Origin of the sequence: Rhodoferax sp., assembly GCF_010365055.1 — a bacterium.
Lineage (GTDB): Bacteria > Pseudomonadota > Gammaproteobacteria > Burkholderiales > Burkholderiaceae_C > Rhodoferax.
This window is the reverse complement of sequence record NZ_JAAFHA010000008.1, coordinates 37,373-57,989: the sequence shown is the minus strand read 5'-3', so window position 1 is coordinate 57,989 and position 20,617 is coordinate 37,373. Positions and strand designations below refer to the sequence as shown.

19 protein-coding genes, 1 tRNA gene and 1 riboswitch are annotated in these 20,617 nt (G+C 60.9%); of the genes, 14 read left to right on the top strand and 6 right to left on the bottom strand.

Annotation, left to right across the window (positions count from 1 at the left end; all coding sequences use genetic code 11):
* The first annotated feature begins 2 nt into the window (after positions 1–2).
* From GZ093_RS03840 to GZ093_RS03775, 14 genes are all read left to right on the top strand, one after another.
* Positions 3–797, top strand: coding sequence for a transporter substrate-binding domain-containing protein (locus GZ093_RS03840; protein WP_296482350.1), 795 nt, complete (start codon positions 3–5; stop codon positions 795–797).
* Positions 794–1,630 carry a CHASE domain-containing protein gene (locus GZ093_RS03835; protein ID WP_296482347.1) on the top strand — a complete coding sequence of 279 codons (837 nt, stop codon included), beginning with the start codon at positions 794–796 and terminating at the stop codon, positions 1,628–1,630. The genes GZ093_RS03840 and GZ093_RS03835 overlap by 4 nt, the downstream gene beginning before the upstream one ends.
* A gap of 36 nt (positions 1,631–1,666) precedes the next feature.
* The gene (locus GZ093_RS03830) at positions 1,667–2,026 is read left to right on the top strand and encodes a PAS domain-containing protein (RefSeq protein ID WP_296482344.1); all 360 of its coding nucleotides are present in this window, start codon (positions 1,667–1,669) and stop codon (positions 2,024–2,026) included.
* On the top strand, positions 2,002–3,894 hold the full coding sequence (locus GZ093_RS03825) for an EAL domain-containing protein (RefSeq protein WP_296482342.1): 1,893 nt from the start codon (positions 2,002–2,004) through the stop codon (positions 3,892–3,894). Before GZ093_RS03830 ends, GZ093_RS03825 begins: the two co-directional genes overlap by 25 nt.
* A gap of 69 nt (positions 3,895–3,963) precedes the next feature.
* A complete protein-coding gene (locus GZ093_RS03820; RefSeq protein WP_296482339.1) occupies positions 3,964–5,886 on the top strand; it encodes a PAS domain S-box protein in 1,923 nt (640 codons plus the stop codon).
* 210 nt (positions 5,887–6,096) lie between these two features.
* Entirely contained in the window at positions 6,097–6,561 is a 465-nt protein-coding gene (locus GZ093_RS03815; RefSeq protein WP_296482337.1) for an FKBP-type peptidyl-prolyl cis-trans isomerase, read from the top strand.
* Positions 6,558–7,520 (top strand): 4-hydroxy-3-methylbut-2-enyl diphosphate reductase, encoded by a 963-nt coding sequence (gene ispH, locus GZ093_RS03810; RefSeq protein WP_296482335.1) that lies wholly within the window; start codon positions 6,558–6,560, stop codon positions 7,518–7,520. The genes GZ093_RS03815 and ispH overlap by 4 nt, the downstream gene beginning before the upstream one ends.
* Before the next feature lie 60 nt (positions 7,521–7,580).
* On the top strand, positions 7,581–8,147 hold the full coding sequence (locus GZ093_RS03805) for an ATP-binding protein (protein WP_296482333.1): 567 nt from the start codon (positions 7,581–7,583) through the stop codon (positions 8,145–8,147).
* Positions 8,148–8,210: 63 nt separating this feature from the next.
* A riboswitch (TPP riboswitch) is annotated at positions 8,211–8,308 on the top strand.
* Positions 8,309–8,349: 41 nt separating this feature from the next.
* Positions 8,350–9,372, top strand: a complete 1,023-nt coding sequence (locus GZ093_RS03800) for a thiamine ABC transporter substrate-binding protein (RefSeq protein WP_296482330.1) — start codon at positions 8,350–8,352, stop codon at positions 9,370–9,372.
* A gap of 11 nt (positions 9,373–9,383) precedes the next feature.
* Positions 9,384–11,036, top strand: coding sequence for an iron ABC transporter permease (locus GZ093_RS03795; RefSeq protein WP_296482328.1), 1,653 nt, complete (start codon positions 9,384–9,386; stop codon positions 11,034–11,036).
* Positions 11,029–11,673: an ABC transporter ATP-binding protein gene (locus GZ093_RS03790; protein ID WP_296482325.1), complete on the top strand. Its 645-nt coding sequence runs from the start codon at positions 11,029–11,031 to the stop codon at positions 11,671–11,673. The genes GZ093_RS03795 and GZ093_RS03790 overlap by 8 nt, the downstream gene beginning before the upstream one ends.
* Before the next feature lie 43 nt (positions 11,674–11,716).
* On the top strand, positions 11,717–13,075 hold the full coding sequence (gene serS / locus GZ093_RS03785) for a serine--tRNA ligase (RefSeq protein ID WP_296482322.1): 1,359 nt from the start codon (positions 11,717–11,719) through the stop codon (positions 13,073–13,075).
* Positions 13,076–13,081: 6 nt separating this feature from the next.
* Positions 13,082–14,107 carry an extracellular solute-binding protein gene (locus tag GZ093_RS03780; RefSeq protein ID WP_296482319.1) on the top strand — a complete coding sequence of 342 codons (1,026 nt, stop codon included), beginning with the start codon at positions 13,082–13,084 and terminating at the stop codon, positions 14,105–14,107.
* Between the two features lie 3 nt (positions 14,108–14,110).
* Positions 14,111–15,829: a GGDEF domain-containing protein gene (locus tag GZ093_RS03775; RefSeq protein ID WP_296482316.1), complete on the top strand. Its 1,719-nt coding sequence runs from the start codon at positions 14,111–14,113 to the stop codon at positions 15,827–15,829.
* 111 nt (positions 15,830–15,940) lie between these two features.
* On the opposite strand, the gene GZ093_RS03770 is transcribed toward GZ093_RS03775, so the two are convergent.
* The 6 genes from GZ093_RS03770 to GZ093_RS03745 all read right to left on the bottom strand — a co-directional run bounded on the left by GZ093_RS03770 (position 15,941) and on the right by GZ093_RS03745 (position 20,596).
* Positions 15,941–16,028: transfer RNA gene (locus GZ093_RS03770), tRNA-Ser, on the bottom strand.
* Between the two features lie 43 nt (positions 16,029–16,071).
* Positions 16,072–17,370 (bottom strand): tryptophan--tRNA ligase, encoded by a 1,299-nt coding sequence (locus GZ093_RS03765; RefSeq protein WP_296482314.1) that lies wholly within the window; start codon positions 17,368–17,370, stop codon positions 16,072–16,074.
* Between the two features lie 33 nt (positions 17,371–17,403).
* Positions 17,404–18,072: a site-2 protease family protein gene (locus tag GZ093_RS03760; RefSeq protein ID WP_296482311.1), complete on the bottom strand. Its 669-nt coding sequence runs from the start codon at positions 18,070–18,072 to the stop codon at positions 17,404–17,406.
* 32 nt (positions 18,073–18,104) lie between these two features.
* Complete coding sequence (locus GZ093_RS03755) at positions 18,105–18,728, bottom strand: L-threonylcarbamoyladenylate synthase (protein ID WP_296482308.1); 624 nt, start codon at positions 18,726–18,728, stop codon at positions 18,105–18,107.
* Positions 18,729–18,786: 58 nt separating this feature from the next.
* Complete coding sequence (locus tag GZ093_RS03750; RefSeq protein WP_296482305.1) at positions 18,787–19,689, bottom strand: DMT family transporter; 903 nt, start codon at positions 19,687–19,689, stop codon at positions 18,787–18,789.
* Positions 19,690–19,696: 7 nt separating this feature from the next.
* Complete coding sequence (locus GZ093_RS03745) at positions 19,697–20,596, bottom strand: 3',5'-nucleoside bisphosphate phosphatase (protein WP_296482302.1); 900 nt, start codon at positions 20,594–20,596, stop codon at positions 19,697–19,699.
* Positions 20,597–20,617: the final 21 nt, after the last annotated feature.

Genomic DNA, 20,617 nt, shown 5'->3' with positions numbered 1-20,617 from the left:
CCATGAAACTACGCCATTTGGGCAGCTTGATGCTCGCGCTGTGCGCCATTGCCACTGCCGCGGCGGCCGGGCCGGACTGCTCGCGTCCTCTCACGCTGGCCTTGCATGACCACGGTCTGCTCTACTCGGCCGATACCGACACCGGCATCGACAAGGATTTTGCCGACGAACTGGTCCGCCGCAGCGGCTGCAAAATTGCGGTGAGCCTCATGTCGCGCGCGCGCATCTGGCAGCTGATCGAGTCCGGCGCGCTCGACTTCAGCCTGTCTGGCATCACCAACGCCGAGCGCAACCGGTTTGCCGGCTTTGCCTGGTATTTCAGCAACAAATACTATTTGCTGGTGCGTCAGGACTCCGGTTCGCGCCAGTTGGCCGACTTCGAGCGCAATGAGCGGTTTCGGCTCGGCGTCATCCGCAGCTTTCGCTACAGCGAGTCCGCCAACCGACTGGTCGACAAACTCACGCTCGCCAACCGCGTCAGCCAGGCCAATGGCCTGGCGCCGCTGTATGAGACGCTGCTGCTCAACCGCATCCAGGGCATGATCATTGAGCCCTTCGACTACCCGGCGCTGGACCAGAAGAAAATCCGCGACATTAGCTCTGTCATTGAGTTTGACGACCCGCCCGTGCCCCACGGCCTCATCATGTCAAAGAAGGCCTTGATTCCGGCTGAGCAGGACAAGTGGCGTGCATTGGTCAATGACATGCGCGCCGATGGCACCGTGCGGCGCATCTTCGAGAAATACTTTGATCCCGGACTCGCTGGCGCCCTCGTTGATTTCCAGCCCCCGCCATGAGCTGGGTCCGCCTGAGCCGGTTACCCCTGCTCATCTTGGTTGCCTCGCTTGGCGTGACCTGGCTGCTATGGAGTCACGAGCGGCAAGTCTCGCGCAATCAGGTGCGCTCCCAGTTCGATTTTGCGCTGCGAGAGGCAGTCAGCCGTGTCGAGCAGCGCATGGCCAGCTACGAGCAGATGCTGCGTGGCGTGCAAGGCCTGCTCGCCACCACCGATGCCGCTGACCGCGACAAGTTCCGCGACTACGTCAGCGCGCTGCAACTCGGCGCCAACTTTTCCGGCATCCAGGCCATCGGCCACGCTGAGTGGGTGCCAGCGGCAGGCAAAGACGCCCACGAGGCCGACATGCGCCGGCTCGGCTTCGCAGACTACAGCATTCACCCCCTGGGTGAGCGCGAAAACTACGCACCGATAATCCAGCGCGAACCCTACGTGGGCAGCAACCGAATCCCCACCGGATTTGACCCCTGGTCAGAACCGGTGCGGCGACTGGCGATGGAGAAGGCGAGGGACTCTGGCATGGTGGCGATATCCGGCAAGGTCCGCCTGGCCGTGGACAAGCAGGCAGATGCACAGCCCGGCTTCATCATGTTTCTGCCGGTCTACACCCGTGGTCAGCCGCGCGACAGCGTGGCGCTTCGCCAAGCCCACTTGAGCGGCTGGGTCTACGCCTCGTTCCGCATGAACGACCTGATGGCCAGTCTGTATGGCGAACAGCCGCCCGGCCTCAGCCTCGCCATTTACGATGGCGTCGAGCCCGCAGCGAGCGCGCTTCTTTATTCGTCCCTTGTTGACGCTTCGCGCCCGCGCCGCGGCGCATTGGTGGCCGATTAGTACCTGGTCGTCGCGGGGCGCACCTGGCTGCTTTCCATGAACGCCAAGGATGAATTCAAGGACCGCGTCGGCAGCAGCGCAGAGTCGCTGATCGCCGTCACCGGCACGGGCCTGAGCCTGTTGCTGGCCTTGCTCGCCTGGCTCATGGCAACCGGGCGCGACCGTGCCATCGGTCTCGCTGCCACCATGACGAAGGAACTGCGCGAGAGCGAGGAAAAGTTCCGCGCCATCGCTGACTGCACCGTCAACCTGGAAGTCTGGTGGGGGCTCGACGGCCGGCCACGCTGGATCAACCCCTCGGTCAAGGACTACAGCGGCTATACCGTGCAGGAGTGCCTGGCCATGCCCGACTTCGCTGGCACGCTGAAGACATGCCGCGTGTTGCACCCGAGTTGAAAAAGGGGCTGCAGGGCCTGCGTGGTGACGACCTGGAATTCCGGTGTGTACGCAAGGATGGCTCCGTGTTCTGGCTGTCCGCGTCCTGGGTTCCGATCAAAGACGCCAAAGGCGTCTTCACGGGCTTTCGCACCAGCGGACGCGACGTCACCGACCGCAAGCAGGCCGAGGCCGAACTGCGCATCGCCGCGGTCGCCTTTGACTCGCTCGAAGGCATGATGATGACCGATGCCAGCAGCGTGATCCTGCGGGTCAACAAGGCGTTCACCGAAATCACGGGTTACTCGGCCGAAGAGCTTGTAGGGCAGACACCGCGGCTGATTCAATCTGGCCGCCACGGCAAGGACTTTTACCGCGCCATGTGGGAAGACATCCGCCGCACGGGCGGCTGGCAGGGCGAAGTCTGGAACCGGCGCAAGAGTGGCGAGGTCTATCCGCAGTTGCTCAGCATCTCGGTGGTGAAGGATCTGGACGGCACCGTGACCCATTACATCGCCGCGCACCATGACATTTCGGATCGAAAGAACGCAGAGGAAAGGATCAAGGAGTTGGCTTTTTTTGACCAACTCACCGGTCTGCCCAACCGCACGCTCTTGCTCGATCGTGTCGGACAGACCATGGCCGCCAGTTCCCGTGACGGCAGCTTCGGCGCGCTGATGTTCATCGACCTGGACAATTTCAAGATGCTCAACGACACGCTCGGCCATGACATGGGGGATGTCTTGCTCAAGCAGGTGGCGCAGCGTCTGAGCGCCTGTGTCCGGGACGGCGATACCGTCGCCCGGCTCGGCGGCGATGAATTCGTCGTCAAGCTGGCGGGTCTGGGCACCGTGGCGGCAGAAGCCGCGGCCAGTGCCGAGACCGTCGCAGACAAGATTCTTACCGACCTCAACCAGACCTACCAGCTGGGCAGTGTGGCCTACCACAGCACCCCGAGCATCGGGGTCACGCTGTTCAATGGGCAGAGCGTCGCGATCGAGGAGCTGATGAAGCAGGCTGACCTCGCGATGTACCGGGCCAAGGCGGCCAGCCGCAATACGATCCGCTTCTTTGATCCAGCCATGGAATCCGTCATGATGGCGCATGCCGCGCTGGAGCGCGACCTGCGTCAGGCCCTGGAGGAACATCAGTTCGTGCTCCATTACCAGGCCCAGGTCGCGGGGGATTACCACTTGACGGGCGCCGAGGTCTTGGTGCGCTGGCAGCATCCCGAGCGCGGCATGGTGTGGCCCGATGACTTCATTCCTGCCGCCGAAGAAACCGGTTTGATTTTGCCTTTGGGTCACTGGGTACTGCAAACCGCGTGTGCCCAGTTGACGGTCTGGGCGGCGCGGCCCGAGACCGCCGATCTCACGGTGGCCGTGAATGTCAGCGCTCAGCAGTTCCGCCAGCCTGACTTCGTGGCCCAGGTGCTGGCGGTGCTCGCTAGCACCGGGGCCAACCCGCAGCGCCTCAAGCTGGAGCTCACTGAAAGCCTGCTGGTGTCGAATGTGGAAGACGTCATCGAGAAAATGGTGGCGTTGAAGGCCCAAGGCGTGGGCTTTTCGCTGGACGACTTCGGCACCGGCTTTTCCTCGCTGTCTTACCTGAAGCGGCTGCCGCTGGACCAGCTCAAGATTGACAAGTCCTTTGTGCGTGACGTGGTCACCGATCCCAATGACGCCGCCATTGCCAAGACCATCATTGCGCTGGCCCAGAGCCTGGCGCTGAGTGTCATCGCAGAAGGCGTGGAAACGTCAGCACAACGGGACTTCCTGGCCCAGGCAGGCTGCCCGGCCTATCAGGGCTATTTCTTCAGCCGACCGGTGCCTCTCGAAGATTTTGAGCAGCTTTGCGCAGCGGGCTTGAGCGCGCCGGCAGGCGTCTGAATGACCCGTGCCATGCACCAAGAATGCGCAGGTCACCTGAGATTTCAAGAAATATTCCAAAGGTAACTTATGGCTTCAGCAGCACTTCCTTCCAATGAAGCTGAGCGAGTTTCTCTCCTGCATGCCCTGGATTTGTTGGACACGCCGGCCGAGCCCTCTTTTGACCGCATCACCCGGCTGGTGGCACGCACCCTGCGCGTACCGATTGCGCTCGTGTCTCTGGTGGACTCTGACCGCCAATGGTTCAAGTCGCGGGTTGGCTTGAACTTGCTCGAAACCCCGCGTGAATTTGCCTTCTGCGCGCACACTATTTTGCAGAAAAGTTCGATGGTCGTCGGGGATGCGACGATGGATGATCGTTTCACTGACAACCCACTCGTCACGGGCGATCCGAGCATCCGCTTTTATGCCGGTGCACCGATTGTGAGTACGGGCGGCATCGCTTTGGGCACGCTGTGCGCCATCGATTCGCAGCCGCGAGTTCTGATGCAGGATGAGCTCGACACGCTCATGGATCTGGCCAATTTGGTCAGCAAGGAGATTCAGCAACGCGAGGCCGTTTTTTTGGCGCGCCAGCATGTGAATCATGTGAAGACCGTGATTGAAGAGAGCGAAGCGCGTTTTCGATCCATCTTCGAGCGCGCCGGGCTCGGTATCGCGATCGTGGCACCCAATGGCCGGTGGACCAGCGTTAACGAAGCACTGTGCGAGATTGTGGGCTACAGCCAGGAGGAATTGGCCAAGCTCACGTTTCAGGACATCACCCACCCGGATGACCTGGAGTCCGATCTGAGCTTGTTGCAGCAGTTGGTGTCGGATGAAATCGGCCATTACCAGCTTGAAAAGCGCTATGTGCGCAAGACCGGTGAGGAGGTGTGGATCAACCTCAGCGTGACCAAGAAGGTCGATGCCGATGGGGGGCTGGACTACTTCATTTCTTTCATTCAGGATATTCAGGCACGCAAGGAGGCCGAAGCTTCGCTGGCCGCCTTGCGGCGTGACTTGGAACAGCGCGTTGACGAGCGCACCCGTGAACTGCGCACGACCAACGCCATGCTGTCTCGCAGCATGGCGCAACAGCTCAGCTATCAGCAGGCTTTGGTCAAACGCGAGGCCGAGCTGAGCGCAGTGATCGAGAACGCCAACGACGCTTATGTCTGCATGGACCAAGCTGGCGTCGTGAGTGACTGGAACCGTCAGGCCCAGGAAACCTTTGGCTGGAGCGCCGAAGAGGCGATTGGGCGCCGCCTGGAAGAATTGATCGTGCCCCCAAACTTGCGGGCAGCACATCGTGCGGGAATGAAACGCTACCTGGGCTCAGGCGAATCCACGATGCTCAACCGCAGGCTGGAACTTCAAGCCATTCGCCGGGATGGCAGCACGCTGCCCGTGGAGGTGCGCGTTCGGGCGCTCGACCTGCAAGGGCAAAAAGTCTTCAGTATTTTTTTGCATGACATCACCGCGCGCAAACGCCACGAAGAGGCCCGGGAGATAGAGGCCAGGCAGGATGCGCTGACCGGGTTGCCCAACCGCCGCGCCTTGTTCGAACGGCTGCCGCAGGCCATGGCCCGCTCCAATCGGAGCCGCACCGGGCTTGCCTTGTTGTTTATCGATCTCGATGGTTTTAAAGCGGTCAATGACACCTGGGGGCATGAAGCCGGAGACAGCCTGCTGCAGGAGATGGCCCGCAGACTGTCTGCCGGCTTGCGTGAAACCGACGCAGCCGCCAGGCTGGGAGGAGATGAATTTACCGTGTTGTTGGAAAACCTGAGCGGCCTGCGTGAGGACGCCGTTGCGGTCGCTGAAAAACTGTTGCTGAGCATCGCCATGCCCGTCCAGATTGGCAGGGCATCGGTCCAGGTCAGCGCAAGCATCGGGATTGCGTTGCACCTGCCCGGCGCGGATATGTCGCCAGACCAGTTGATCAATATCGCCGATACGGCCATGTACGAGGCCAAGCGCGCCGGCAAATCAAGATGCTGGGTGTCGTAGCGTTGACGCGTCATTGACGCCTGCGGCATGATGCTTGACGCGGTGCCTGGCGTCTTTGGCGCCAATTGGCGTTTGGGGTGCGGTCAATCGCATGGCTTGGTTTGTGCCCTGACGAAGGCTTTTACAATCGCTGCAGTTTATTCGCCCAACGCCGCATCCTTTGAGCATGTGGCTTCGTGGGCTTGTCCAGACTGAAACCAGGAATTAGATATGACATCGACACTCGCCACGGTTCAACCGGGTTCTTTCCTCACGCTGCATTACCGCATGGCCGGACCGGTCGGTGATGTGATCAACACCTTTGACGGCAAACCCGCCACGCTGACGCTGGGCACCGGCGAGTTGTCCCCCACGCTGGAGGCTTATTTGCTGGGCCTGGCCGAGGGCACGCACACGACCTTTGAGTTGCCGGCCGGTACCGCCTTTGGCCCGCACAACCCGGCCATGCTGCAATGGCTGGCGCGCCAGGAACTGATCGACATGGGCGAGCCCGACGAAGAGTATGCGGTGGGTGATGTGCTGCACTTTCCCACGCCCGACGGCAAAGGCAAGTTTGCCGGCTCGGTGCAAGACTTCAGAAGCGATGAGAAGGGTGACGCCGTGTTGTTTGACTTCAACCACCCGCTGGCCGGTCGTGCCGTGACCTTTGAGGTCCATGTGATCGGAATTCTGTGACCGCCAGCGCACCTCAAGAGATTCTGCTGGCCGAACCGCGCGGTTTTTGCGCGGGCGTGGACCGGGCCATCGAGATTGTGGAGACGGCGCTGCAAAAATTTGGCGCTCCCATTTATGTGCGCCATGAAATCGTGCACAACACTTACGTGGTGAATGACTTGAAGGCCAAGGGCGCTATCTTTATTGAAGCGCTGGACGACGTGCCGAAGGGGGCTACGCTCATTTTCTCGGCCCACGGCGTGAGCCGGGCCGTGCAACAGGAGGCTGCGGCCCGGGGTTTTCAGGTTTTTGATGCCACCTGCCCGCTGGTGAGCAAGGTGCATGTGGAAGTCGCCAAGCTGCATAAAGAGGGCTATGAGTTCATCATGATCGGCCACAAGGGACACCCGGAGGTCGAAGGCACCATGGGCCAGTTGGACGGCGGCATTCATTTGGTGGAGAGCGTGCTTGACGTGGCGCGCATCAACCCCGCCCAAACCGACAAGCTGGCGGTGGTGACGCAAACCACGCTCAGTGTGGACGACGCGGCGGACATTGCGGCCGCCATCAAGGCACGGTTTCCGAAGGTGCGCGAACCCAAGCACCAAGACATTTGCTACGCCACGCAAAACCGGCAGGACGCCGTCAAAGTGATGAGCCCGCTGGTTGATGTCGTGATTGTGGTGGGCAGCCCGACCAGTTCCAACAGCAGCCGGCTGCGTGAAGTCGCACGCAAGCTGGGCACCGAGAGCCACATGGTGGATGGCCCGGACGAGTTGCAGCCGCAGTGGTTTGAAGGCCGGCAACACGTGGGCTTGACAGCCGGTGCTTCCGCCCCCGATATCCTGGTGCGCCAGGTAATTGACCGCATCAAGGCGATGGGCGCGGTGTCGGTGCGCACGATGGCGGGCACGCCGGAGACCGTCAAGTTTCCACTGCCCAAAGGCTTGCGGTTGAACGATGCCGAGGATCTGAGTTAGCTATTTTAATAGTAGCGTAGTACGCATAAGGGACGGGGGCTCTGGCCTGATTCTTCATAAATGAGGCAGACCAACTTAGCGCGCGATGTGATGTTCAATCCGCAGCTCATCTGCCTGATCGGTGCGGAGTGCACCGGCAAAAGCACGCTGGCACCGGCCCTGGCCGCGCATTTTTCCGGGCTGTGGGTGCCAGAGCATTTGCGCGCGTTTTGTGACTTGCAGGGTCGCACGCCCAAGGCTGAAGAGCAGGTATTGATCATGCGTGCGCAGCTCGAGCAAGAGGAGCAAGTGGTAGCACGGGCCCGCCAAACAGGGTGTGCCTATGTGTTTTGTGACGGCGCACCGCTGCTCACGGCAATTTACAGCGACTTTTATTTTGCAGACGCCTCGCTTTTTGAGTGTGCCCACGCCTTGCACACCCGCTATGCGTTGACGCTGTTCTTGCAGCCAGACTTGCCGTGGGTGTCTGATGGTCTGCAGCGTGACGGCGGCCCCGTGCGGGCAGCCGTTCACGCCAGGCTGCGCCATGAGCTTCACGCGCTGCGCTACCCCTGCATTGACGTGGCAGGATCGGGTGAGAGCCGGCTGCAGGCCGCGATTCTTGCGGTTGAGACACTGACAAGCTGAACCATGACCCGCGCTGGCTGCAGGCGCCACGTCCGTGCAGCCAGAACTGCATCATTACAATGGCGACCTCACCGGGGGTGTCCGTTGCAATATGGGCTGAGAAATACCCCACCCACCTGATCTGGATCATGCCAGCGTAGGGAGCGTGAAGGTTTGCCTTCATCCCAGCGTTTTGTGCGTTGGCGCATCGAAAGGCTTTGCCATGAATCGTCGTCTTTTCACTCTGGCCGCCACCGCGTTGGCTGCTTTCTCGGTGTCGACTCACGCCAGTGCGGCCGATGAGCTGCGCGTGATGGTGCACAGCTCTTTTTCACTGCCCAAGCCCTTGTTGGCGCAGTTTGAGTCGCAAAACAACATCAAGCTGGCCATCATCAAGGGAGGTGATGCCGGTGAAATGCTCAATAAGCTGATTTTGACGCGGGCCCGACCCATCGCCGACGTGGTGTTTGGCATCGACAACACGTTGGTGGGCAAGGCGCTGGCTGCCGGCGTGCTGGAGCCTGCGCTGCCCCAGACGCAAGACGCACCCGATGCCAATCTGGGTGCTGCGCTGGCAGCCGTGGACTATGGCTTTGTGACCTTGAATTACGACAAAGCGGCTGTGGCAAAAAGCGGCATAGGTTTGCCAAAAACTTTGCAGGATTTGACGCTGCCCGCTTACAAGGGCTGGTTGGTCACACCCAACCCCGCCACCAGCAGTACCGGCTACGCCTTCATGTTGGCCACCATTTCCGCTCTGGGCGAAGAGCCCGCCTTTGCCTGGTGGGCGCAGATGCGTGGCAACGGCCTCAAGGTGGTCAAGGGCTGGAGCGAGGCCTATTACACCGACTTTGCCCGCAACAAGGGGGCCTACCCGCTGGTGGTCAGCTACGCCACCAGCCCGGCCGCCGAGGTGTTTTACAGCAAAGAAGAAATACAAGAGTCGCCCACCGCCAGCCTGAACCTCAAAGGCGGTGTCTTTCGCCAGGTGGAAGGTGTGGGACTGGTCAAAGGCGGTGGCCAGCGCATCGCCGGGCTGAAGTTTGTGAACTTCATGCGCTCTGCCCCCGTGCAAGAGGCGCTGCAAACGGCGATGTGGATGTACCCGGCGCAGGCCAAAACCCCGTTGGCCGAGGTGATGCGCCACGCCGCGGAGCCGACCGAGTTTGAAGCCCCAGCGACCCAGGTGGTGGCCGGCAAGGGTGCGCGGTGGGTCGCACGCTGGACCAAAGTGGTGCTCAAGTAGCGCGGCCGTCGATGTCGTCTGTCGTCTTGCCTGGCTGGTTGCGGCGCAGCGTCTGGCTCGGGCTACTGCCCGCTGCGGCGCTGCTGGTGCTGCTGATTGCGCCGCTGGGTCGGCTGGTGCTGGCCGGGTGGGCGGGTGATGTCAGTTTGCCCGGTGCGGCCGCCACCGAGGCATGGTCGCTCTGGTCACCCTGGCAAGACGATTACCTGCGCTGGCGCGTGCTCTGGTCGCTGGCGCAAGCGGGCATCACCTGCGTGCTGGCATTGGCGTTGGGCCTGCCGCTGGCCTGGGTGCTGGCGCGTTTTGAGTTTGCCGGACGTACGCTGGTGCTGCGCTTGTTGATGCTGCCGTTTGTGGTGCCCACCCTGGTGGCGGCTCTGGGTGTGTTGGCACTGTGGGGGCCGCGTGGTGTGCTCAGTGGCTGGCTCGGCGTCAACCTGCAAAACACGCCGTGGCTGCTGCTGTACGGCAATCTGTTTTTTAACCTGTGTCTGGTGGTGCGCGCCGGGGTCGATGCGCTCGGCCAGGTCAATGCCCGTCAGGTGGCGGCGGCGCGCTCCCTGGGCGCGACGCCGTGGCGGGCGTTTTGGCGGGTCGAATGGCCGTCGATCGCGCCGTGGCTGATGTCAAGTTTGTGCCTGGTGTTTTTGTATTGCTTTGCCGGCTTCGGCTTGGCCTTGGTGCTGGGCGGACAGCGCTATGCCACGGTCGAGGTGGAGATTTACACCCTGGTGGCGCATGAGTTGCAGCTCGGTCAAGCCAGTGTGCTGGCGCTGTGGATGTTGCTGCTGACCGGTACGGTGGCGCTGGTCTATGCCCTGCTTGAGAAACGCCTGGCGGCGCCCGGTCGCGTGGAACCCATTGCGCGCAGGGCGCCCCACGGCACGGCTCAATGGCTGGCCGTGCTGGCGGCGCTTGGGGTGCTGTTTGTGATTTGCGCGCTGCCCGTTCTGGCCATCGTCTGGCGCGCGCTGGATGCAGGCTGGGCCACTTGGGCCACGGTGCTGGATGCAGAGGTGCGTGCGGCTCTCTGGAACACCTTGCGCTTTTCTGCGCTGGCCTTGGCTATGGCGACGCTGTTGGGTGTGCTGCACGCGCTGGCTGCAGAGCGCTCGGTGCCCTGGCGCGCCGCGGCATTTTTGCCGTTTGTGGTGTCACCGGTGACCGTGGCGTTTGGCCTGCTGCTGCTGTACCCGAGCTGGACGGCCAGTTTGCCCCTGTTGCTGGCGGCCTACGCCGTGCTGGCCTACCCCTTTGTCGCCAAGTCCTTGTCAGCTGGTTTGGACAGTCTGCCCCCGCATGTGCTGCACGCTGCCCGCACGCTGGGTGCCAGCCCGCAGCGTACTTTTTGGCGTGTCACCCTGCCGCTGCTGCGCCCCGCCTTGCGCCGGGGCATGGCATTTGCAGCCGCCACGGCGCTGGGTGAGTTCGCGGTGACGCTATTTTTGTCGCGCCCCGAGTGGGCCACGCTCACGACCTTGATTTACCAGCGCCTGGGTCATCCGGGGGCGAGCAGTCTGGATCAGGCCATGGTGCTGGCGTGCCTGCTGATGCTGTTGGCCTTGCTGGCATTTTTGCTGATTGAGTGGCCGGTGGCCGATCGTCATGATCGCAGACGGTTACCGACAAGTGCCGTGGCTGTGGGGGCGTTTCTGCATGCTTGAGCTGCGCCACATCAGTCAGAACTATGGCGATCGGATCCTATTGCAGGACATCAACCTGCAGGTTGCTGCGGGTGAAATTGTGGCCTTGCTGGGGCCGTCGGGCAGCGGCAAGAGCACGCTGCTAAGCATCGTGGCGGGCTTGCAGCCGCCACTCAAGGGCAGCGTCTGGTTTGACGGACAGGACATCACCCGTGTGCCGCCCGAGCAGCGCCACTTTGCGCTGATGTTCCAGGACTTTGCGTTGTTTCCGCACTTGAACGTGCTCGATAACGTCGCATTTGGGTTGGTGGAGCAGCGGCTGGCCAAATCGCAGGCGCGGGCGCGCGCAGCGCAGATGCTGGCGCGCTTTGGTCTGGCTGACCATGCCCGGCACAAGGTGTGGACGCTCTCGGGCGGGGAGCAGCAGCGCGTCGCGCTGGCGCGGGCCCTGATCACGAATCCGCGTGCGCTGCTGCTGGACGAGCCGTTTTCGGCCCTGGATGCCGAGCTGCGCCAAGGCTTGCGCGTGGAGTTTTGCCAGCACATTGCCGCTGCCGGCATGGCGACGCTGCTGGTGACGCATGACGAGGCCGAGGCCCGCGCCATGGCTGTGCGCGGCGTGCGACTGGTGGAGGGGCAATTGCAGGCCGCGTGGTAGCGATTTGACACAATCCTGGACGCAAAAAATTTACAATCTTGTCATGCTAGACATCACCACCCTCCGAAAAGACCTCGACTCGGTTATTGCACGCATCGAGACCCGTAAATCACCGCAAGCCTTTCTCAATGTGGACGCCTTCAAGACGCTGGAGGCAGAGCGCAAGACGATTCAGATGCGCACGGAGGAACTGCAGGGCAAGCGCAATTCTTTGAGCAAGCAGATTGGTCAGCTCAAGGCCAAAGGCCCAGCCGGTCAAACCGAGTCGGATGCGGTCATGGCGGAGGTGGCAGGCCTGAAGGCTGAGCTGGAAGCCTCTGCGACCCGGCTGGAGCAGATTCAGCTGGAATTGCAGGCGCTGTTGCTGGGCGTTCCCAACTTGCCACACGAGAGCGTGCCGGTGGGCGCGGATGAGCATGGCAATGTGGTGGTGCGCACCTGGAGTCCTGACGGCAAGGGGCCAAAGGCATTTGATTTTGCGGTGAAAGACCACGTTGATATCGGCACGCCACTGGGGCTCGACTTCGAGTTGGGCGTCAAGCTCACCGGCGCCCGCTTCACCGTCATGAAAGGCCCGATTGCACGCCTGCACCGGGCGCTGGCCCAGTTCATGCTGGACGTGCAAACCCAGGAACACGGCTACACCGAGTGCTACACGCCCTACATCGTCAATGCGCAAAGCATGCGCGGCACCGGACAGTTGCCCAAGTTTGAAGCCGACTTGTTTGCCGCCAAAAAAGGCGGGCAAGAGGCTGAAGCTGCGCCCGACAACAGTGCACTTTACTTGATTCCGACCAGCGAAGTGCCGCTGACCAACTTTGTACGCGACGTGGTGTTGGCCGAGGCCGAGTTGCCGGTCAAGCTCACCGCTCACACACCGTGTTTTCGCTCCGAGGCTGGCAGTGCCGGGCGCGACACGCGTGGCCTGATTCGTCAGCACCAGTTTGACAAGGTCGAGATGGTGCAGATCGTGCACCCCGACAAGAGTTACGAGACGCTGGAACAGATGACCGGTCACGCGGAAGCGATTCTGCAAAAACTCGGTCTGCCATATCGGGTGATGAGCCTGTGCACCGGCGACATGGGCTTTGGTGCCAGCAAGACCTACGACCTGGAGGTCTGGTTGCCGGCGCAAAACGCCTACCGTGAAATCAGCTCGGTGTCGAACTGCGAGGCCTTCCAGGCGCGTCGCCTGCAAGCGCGCTTCAAGAACGCACAGGGTAAAAATGAGCTGGTTCATACCCTCAACGGCTCGGGTCTGGCGGTTGGGCGCGCGCTGGTGGCCGTATTGGAAAATTACCAGAATGCCGATGGCTCAGTCACCGTCCCGCAGGTCCTGCGGCCCTATGTGGGAGGCCAAAAAGTCCTGGGCGCCACCACCATGAATGACATGGGTATGTAGCATTCCATGAATCTGCGCCTGTTGCTGCTGCTCATCGTCGCATTGACGCTGAGTTTGCCAGGCCAGGCGGTGGAGACCTTGCGCGTATTGGCGTGGCCTGGCTACGCCGACGTCGATCTGGTGAAGGTGTTTGAGAAACAACAGGGCGTGCGGGTTGAGGTGAGCTTCGTCAGTTCTGACGATGTGCTGCGGCAAAAGATCAGCGCGAACCAGGGCGGCGACTTCGATGTGTTTGCGGCCAACACGGCCGAAATCCAGCACTACATTGACGAGCGACTGGTGGTGCCGCTGCGGCTCGCCAATATTCCCAACACGGCGCACCAGTTGCCCCGCTTTCGCAAGGTCCAGAGCATTCCTGGCATTACCCGCCTGGGTGAGGTCTACGCGGTTCCCTACACCTATTCCGAAATGGGGCTGATTTTTGATCGCAAGCAGTTCAAACAGGCACCAACGTCGCTGGCGGTGATGTGGGACCCGCAATACAAGGGACGCGTGCTTGCGTTTGACACCAGCAGCCACAACTTTTCGATTGCCTCTCTGGTGTTGGGTGGAAAGCCATTCCAGATTGAAGATAAAGATTTCAAAAACGTAGTCAATCACCTGATTGCCTTGCGCCGCAATGTGCTGACTTTTTACACCTTGCCGGAAGAGTCCGTCGAGCTGTTTCGCCACCACTCGGCGGCGCTCCTGTTTGCCAATTACGGCCGCCAACAGCTCAAGCTGCTGCGCGATGCCGGCGCCGATGTCGGTTACGTCATTCCCCAGGAGGGCGCGCTGGCCTGGTTGGATTGCTGGGCGCTGACACGTGGCGTCAAAAACAAAAAGCTGGCAGAAAGTTGGATCAACTTCATGCTGGACAAGAAGGTGAGCAGTGAATTGACCCGCCGCCAGGGCCTGTCCAATACGATAGAGGTTGACCCCGAAACGGCGAATGCGGACAAGATCATCTGGATCGAGCCAGTCGAAGGTGACAAGCGCCGCTCAGCCCTGTGGGGACGCATTATTTCTGGCGATTTGCCAGGACGGTTTTAGCCCATGCGCTACGGCATCGGTTTCAAGCTGGGGCTTCTGTTGGCCAGCTTCAGTCTGGTGGCGATGGGCATTGTGGGTTACTACGCGTACGCCAGTGGTCGTGCCGCTTTGCTGGCGGCGGCGCAACGCGACTTGCTAACGGCGACCCAAGTGCTGGGACGTAACTTTCAGGCCAACATCGACGCAGTTGCCAGGGACACCTTGCTGCTGGCCAGTCTGCCGGCAAGCGCTGTGATCGTCGGTGGCCGTGAGAACGAGGCAGCGGGTGATGACAAAAATCGGTTGACCGATGTGTTCGCGGCGATGATGGCGGTGCATCCTGAGTATTTTCAGGTTCGACTGATTGGCGTCGATCAGCACGGTCGGGAATTGGTTCGCTTGGACCGGGACCGCGACAAATTGTTGCCCGTGCTGGCGGCTGATCTGCAGGAAAAGGCCCATTACCCCTATGTATTCAACACACTGAAGCTCGGCCGTGGGCAGGTCTATTTGTCGGATATCACGATCAATCACGAAGAAGGCGCGCACGCCGGCTTGCATAAACCGACCGTGCGGGTGGCCGCACCCGTGCTGGCCGACAACGGGAAAGTGCGAGGACTGATTGTGATCAACCTGGATCTGAATGGCTTGTTTGACCGCTTGAAATCCGATTTGCCAAATGCCTATCAGCTGTACTTGAGCAACCATTGGGGTGACTATCTGATTCATCCCAACCCGGCCGAAGCTTTTGGTTTTGACCAGGGACGCAGAATCTTCATTCAGGAGGTTTTCGAGCCGGTGGCGGCCTTGATCAATGGCAAGAGCGCCAGTGTTGTGACCACCATTGAAGCAGCGCAGCAGACCGCAAGTGGCCTGGTGGCCGCTTTTGTCCGCATTCCATTTGGCGGCTCCATTGAGAAGCACTTTGTTATTCTGGGCCTGTCGCAGCCGCATGAGAATGTCGTGCGGGCAACATCAATATTGGGCTGGAAGACTGTGCAGATGATTCTTGGCCTGGCGGTGCTCGCTGCGCTGCTGGCGGCGTTGGTTTCGCGCGCCGTGACCAGACCCTTGCGGAGAATGGCTGGGGCGATGAGTCTGTTTTCGAAGGAGCAGGTGGTCAGAGATCTGCCAGCGGACCGCAAGGATGAGGTCGGCCTGCTGGCCAGCAGTCTGAACGACATGCAGAACATCATCGTGGCGAACATGCGCGATTTGAATGAAAGCCGGCAAGCGCTTGAGCATCTGGCCCAGCACGATTGCCTGACTGGTTTGCCCAACCGCGCACTGTTTGACGACCGGCTGCGTCAAGCGGTCTCGCAAGCGCGACGCGACAAGAATCACATGGCCTTGCTGTTTGTTGATTTGGACGAGTTCAAGGACATCAACGATACCTGCGGCCATCATGTCGGGGACTTGTTGCTGAGTGCCGCTGCGAAACGGATGCAGGCCTGTGTGCGCAATGCCGATACGGTGGGGCGCCTGGGTGGTGACGAGTTTGTCGTGCTGCTGACCCATGTCGAGATGGATCAGGATGCCGTGCAGGTCGCCGAAAAAATATGCAACGCCCTCGGTCAGCCCTTTGACCTTGATGGCCGAAGTTTGCGCATTGGGGCCAGCATCGGTGTGGCCCTTTATCCGGCGCATGGCAGTGACGAACTGGCGCTATCGCGCAGCGCCGATGCCGCCATGTATCTTGCCAAGGAGAGCGGCGGCAACCGCGTCAGACTTTTCGGGGCTTGACCCGACAATTGACCTTGAGGTATGAGCTCGCTGCGCGGCTTGGTGGCAGGAACCTGTCAATGAAAAAAGCTCTTTCACTATTTCTATTTAGTGAAAGAGCTTTGCTTTTTTTGGCGGAGAGGGTGGGATTCGAACCCACGGTACCTTGCGGTACGCCTGATTTCGAGTCAGGTACATTCGGCCACTCTGCCACCTCTCCTGCGACTCAAGCATTGGATTGTAGCAGTGGCCCCGACTGTCATTTATTTGGTTTTGGCATCCAGCAAGGCTTGCAGGGCAGTATCAATGTCCTGGGTTTGCACGTCCAAGCCGCATTGCAACCGGTCTTTCAGTTCAGTCAAGGCGCTCGCACCTTGGGTCTGTAGCATGGCAATGGTTTGGCCTGCCACTTTGGGTGAAGCAAAGCCCGTACTTTGCAGCAGCAAACGGCCGTCCGTATCCAACAGTTTGAAGTAAAACTGACCGTCGTTTTCGCGGTACTGTTTGAAAACCGGCAAGGCGGATTTGACGGACTTGGCGGTTTTGCTGCTTTGCGTGCGCAGGTCACGCAAGCCCACAGCCTGACGCAAACGACCCATAAAGGGGGTGGCAATGTGACGGGCCTTGGCCGCGCCCGCGAGCAGGATGGTCTCGATTCGGGCGGGGTCATCCAGCAGCGCTTGATAGACCTCGCGCAGCGGCGCTATTTCGTCGTCAATGCGCTCAAACACAATCTGTTTGGCGTCGCTCCACGCAATGCCATCGGCATAGGCCTGGCGCAGCGTGCTGCTTTCCTCTTGCGTGGCAAAGGCCTGGTAAATCTGGAACAGCGCAGAGCTTTCGGGGTCCTTGGCCTCACCGGGTGCGCGCGAGTCGGTTACGATGCTGGCAATGAGTTTTTTGAGCTGCGCGCGCGGCGCAAACAAGGGGATGGTGTTGTCGTAGCTTTTGCTCATCTTGCGCCCGTCCAGCCCGGGCAGGGTGGCGACGTTGTCCTCAATTTCGGCTTCGGGCGGCACAAAGTGATCGCCATAGCGGTGGTTGAAGCTGTACGCCATGTCGCGCGCCATCTCGATGTGCTGCACTTGGTCGCGACCGACCGGCACTTTGTGCGCGTTGAACATCAAGATGTCGGCGCCCATCAGCACCGGATACATGAAGAGACCCGCGCTCACGTCCGAGTCGGGGTCAGCACCGGCTGCGGCATTTTTGTCCACCGCCGCCTTGTAGGCGTGCGCCCGGTTCAGTACGCCCTTGCCAATGACGCAGGTCAACAGCCAAGTCAGTTCCGGGATTTCGGGGACATCGGACTGGCGATAGAAAATGACGCGCTCGGGGTCTAGCCCGGCGGCCAGCCAACTGGCGGCTATTTCCAGCGTGGAGCGCTGGATGCGCTCTGGTTCGTCAATCTTGATCAGCGCGTGGTAGTCGGCCAGAAAATAAAAGCTTTCCACATCTGCCCTGAGACTGGCCCGCACTGAGGGCCGAATGGAGCCGACATAATTGCCGAGGTGGGGGGTGCCGGAGGTGGTGATACCAGTCAGAAAACGCGTGGAACTCATAAGGGAAATTTGTGGGAAAAAAAAGGCGGCAGGCTAGCCAAAAATCATGGAAATCGGGCTGAGCAAGATGTCAAGTACGAAGTAGCTTAGCCTCATCAAGGGTTGCAGCCAGAGTGTGCTGACGATGCCTGAAATCACCAGTGCCATCACAATGAAAAAGCCCCAGGGCTCTACCCGCGAGACCAGTTCGGCCTGGCGATAGGGCAGCAAGCCGACCAGAATACGCCCGCCGTCCAGCGGCGGGAGCGGGAACAGGTTGAAGGCAAACATCACCAGATTGACCAGAATGCCGCCTTGCGCCATCTTGATAAAAAAGGGCTCGGTGACGCCTGTGCCTTTGAGTACATAGAACAGCGCGCCCCACAGAAAGGCCTGAATGAAATTGACGCCCGGCCCGGCCAGCGCCACCCAGATCATCTGGCGCTTAGGCTCGCGCAATTTGCCAAAGTTGACGGGCACCGGTTTGGCATAGCCAAACAAGAAGGCGCCCGAGGTGGCAAAGTACAACAAGAGCGGCATCAAGATTGTGCCCACGGGGTCGATGTGCTTGAGCGGGTTGAGCGTGACGCGCCCCAGCATGTAGGCCGTGTTGTCGCCAAAATGGCGGGCGACGTAGCCGTGCGCAGCCTCGTGCACCGTGATGGCGAACAGCACCGGCAGCGCGTACAGGGCAACGGTCTGAATCAGGTTGGCAATATCCATGGGGTCAATATCTAATGGGGGTGATCAGCGGCTTACAGGCCGAGGGCGGCCAGCGAGCCTCTGCCCTGGCGAATAACGACGGGCTCGGACTCGGTGAGATCGACGACCGTGGTCGGTTCCCGGGGACAGGCACCGGCGTCAATCACGGCTGCAATCTGGCTTTTGTAGCGCACACTGATTTCCTGTGCGTCGTTGATGGGCTCGGTTTCACCCGGCGGGATCAAGGTGGTCGCCAACAGTGGGCCGTGGTGCAGCTCCAGCAGCGCCTGCAAGACCTTGTGCTCGGGCACGCGCAGGCCAATGGTCTTGCGTGACGGGTGGCTCAGGCGACGTGGCACTTCCTTGCTGGCTTGCAGAATGAAGGTGTAAGGTCCGGGTGTGGCTGACTTGATGCGCCGAAACTGCTGGTTGTCCACCTGCGCGTAGTTGGCCAATTCCGAGAGGTCGCGGCACAGCAGCGTGAGGTGGTGTTTGTCGTCCACGCCGCGGATGCGGCGCAGCTTGTCGGCCGCCGCCTTGTCGTCCAGATGGCAAACCAAGGCGTAGCTGGAGTCGGTCGGCACCGCCAGGATGTCGCCCTGGTCGAGCAGGGCAATGGCCTGCTTGAGCAAGCGGGGTTGCGGGTTGACAGGGTGAACTTCAAACAGTTGAGGCATGGGCGTATTGTCGGTGAAGTTGGGTCAGTCAGAACCGCAACGCGGGGGAGAACACGGCTCAGGCCGCAGGGGCGACCGCGCGGCGCAGCTTGGCCACCTCGTGCGATGACAACAACGCATTGCCCACGCCGCTGGCCGCAATCACGGCAATGCCCAGCCAGGCCAGCGCGTCAGGCACATGCTTGAACACCAGCCAGCCCGCCAGGGTGGCGAAGGCGATTTGGGAATACAAGTAGGGCGTGAGCACCGGGGCCGAGGCGCGGGCATAGGCCCGAATCAACATCAAGTGGCCAAAAGTGCCCAAAAATCCGACGAGCACAAACCACGGCCAATAGGTCAGCAGGGCGACGGTGCTCCAATTGAAAACCACAATCGGGCTCATGACAGCCGCACCCGCCAGACCGGTGTAAAAGTGCGTGGTGTAGGGGTTTTCCTCGCCGCTCAAGCGGCTGGTGAGCACCTGAAACCAACCGTAGGTGGTCACCAGCAGCACCGGAAACAGCAGAGCCCAGCTGAAAACCTGGCCGCCGGGGCGAACCACCAGCAAGACCCCGGCCAGACCGGCGGCCATCAACAACCAGCGCCGGTGTGAAACGTGGTCTTTCAGCACCCAGGCCGCCATGGCGGTGGCGGCCAGCGGCGACAACATCACCATGGCGGTGAACTCACCCACTGGCAAATAACGCAATCCAAAAAACGCGCAGGCGCTGGTGATCAGCAACAACACCCCGCGCAGCGCCTGAAAGCGCGGATTCGGGGTGCTGAACAAGCGGCCCTTCTGGATCGGAAAACGAAGGACAAACGTCAGCACCGCCTGAAACGCGTAGCGAAACCAGAGCAGCATCAGTAGCGGTACCAGCGTGACAATGTATTTGGTGACAGTGTCGAGGATGGCGAAGGCCAGCGTGGCCAGCACAATCAAAGCAATGCCAGCCGCTTGCTGGGTGCGCCAGATTGCCATGGCGGGGCTAATGAATTGCGGGGGCGACGGCCCCCAGGCTCGGGTGAGCGGCGACCTGAATCCGGTCGACCAGCAATTCCCAAACCGGCGTCAGTGCAGCCGGCAAAGATGGCAGCGTGCCGATCTCGGTGTGGCTCTCGTCGGGGCTGTGAAAGTCGCTGCCGCGCGAGGCTGCCAGGCCAAATTCGCGCGCGGTGTCGGCGTAGCTGATGTATTCGGCCGCCGTGTGGCTGCCGGTGACCACTTCGACGCCGCGCCCGCCGTGCCCCTTGAATTCGGCAAACAGGGCAAACTCTTCATTGGCAGAGAATTTGTAGCGCGCCGGGTGGGCAATCACGGCCAGGCCGCCGGCCTGCGTGATCCAGGTTACAGCGTCTTTCAGGCTGGCCCAACGGTGTTCGACAAAACCGGGCTTGCCTTCGGTCAGGTACTTGCGAAACACCTCATGGGTGTCGCGGCAGACGCCAGATTCCACCAAAAAACGGGCAAAGTGGGTGCGAGAAATCAGGTCACGATTGCCGGCGTACTTGAGCGCACCCTCAAAAGCGCCGTGAACGCCGACTTTTGCCAGGCCCAAGGCCATTTCCCTGGCGCGCTGTTCGCGTCCACCCCGGGTTTGGCGCAAGCCGTTGACCAGGGCCGCGTTGTCGGCATCAAAACCCAAACCCACTATGTGGACGGTCTGGTGCAGAAAACTGACCGAAATCTCGACCCCGGTGAGGTGGCCCATGCCCAAGGCCTTGGCTGCCGCTGCGGCGCGTGCCTGACCGCCGACTTCATCGTGGTCGGTGAGCGCCCACAACTCCACCCCGTTGGCTTTGGCGCGTGCGGCCAGTTCTTCCGGCGTCAGCGTGCCATCGGAGACGGTGGAATGGGAATGGAGGTCGGCGTTGATAGGGGCTGTCACGGCAAACATTTTCGCATAGGT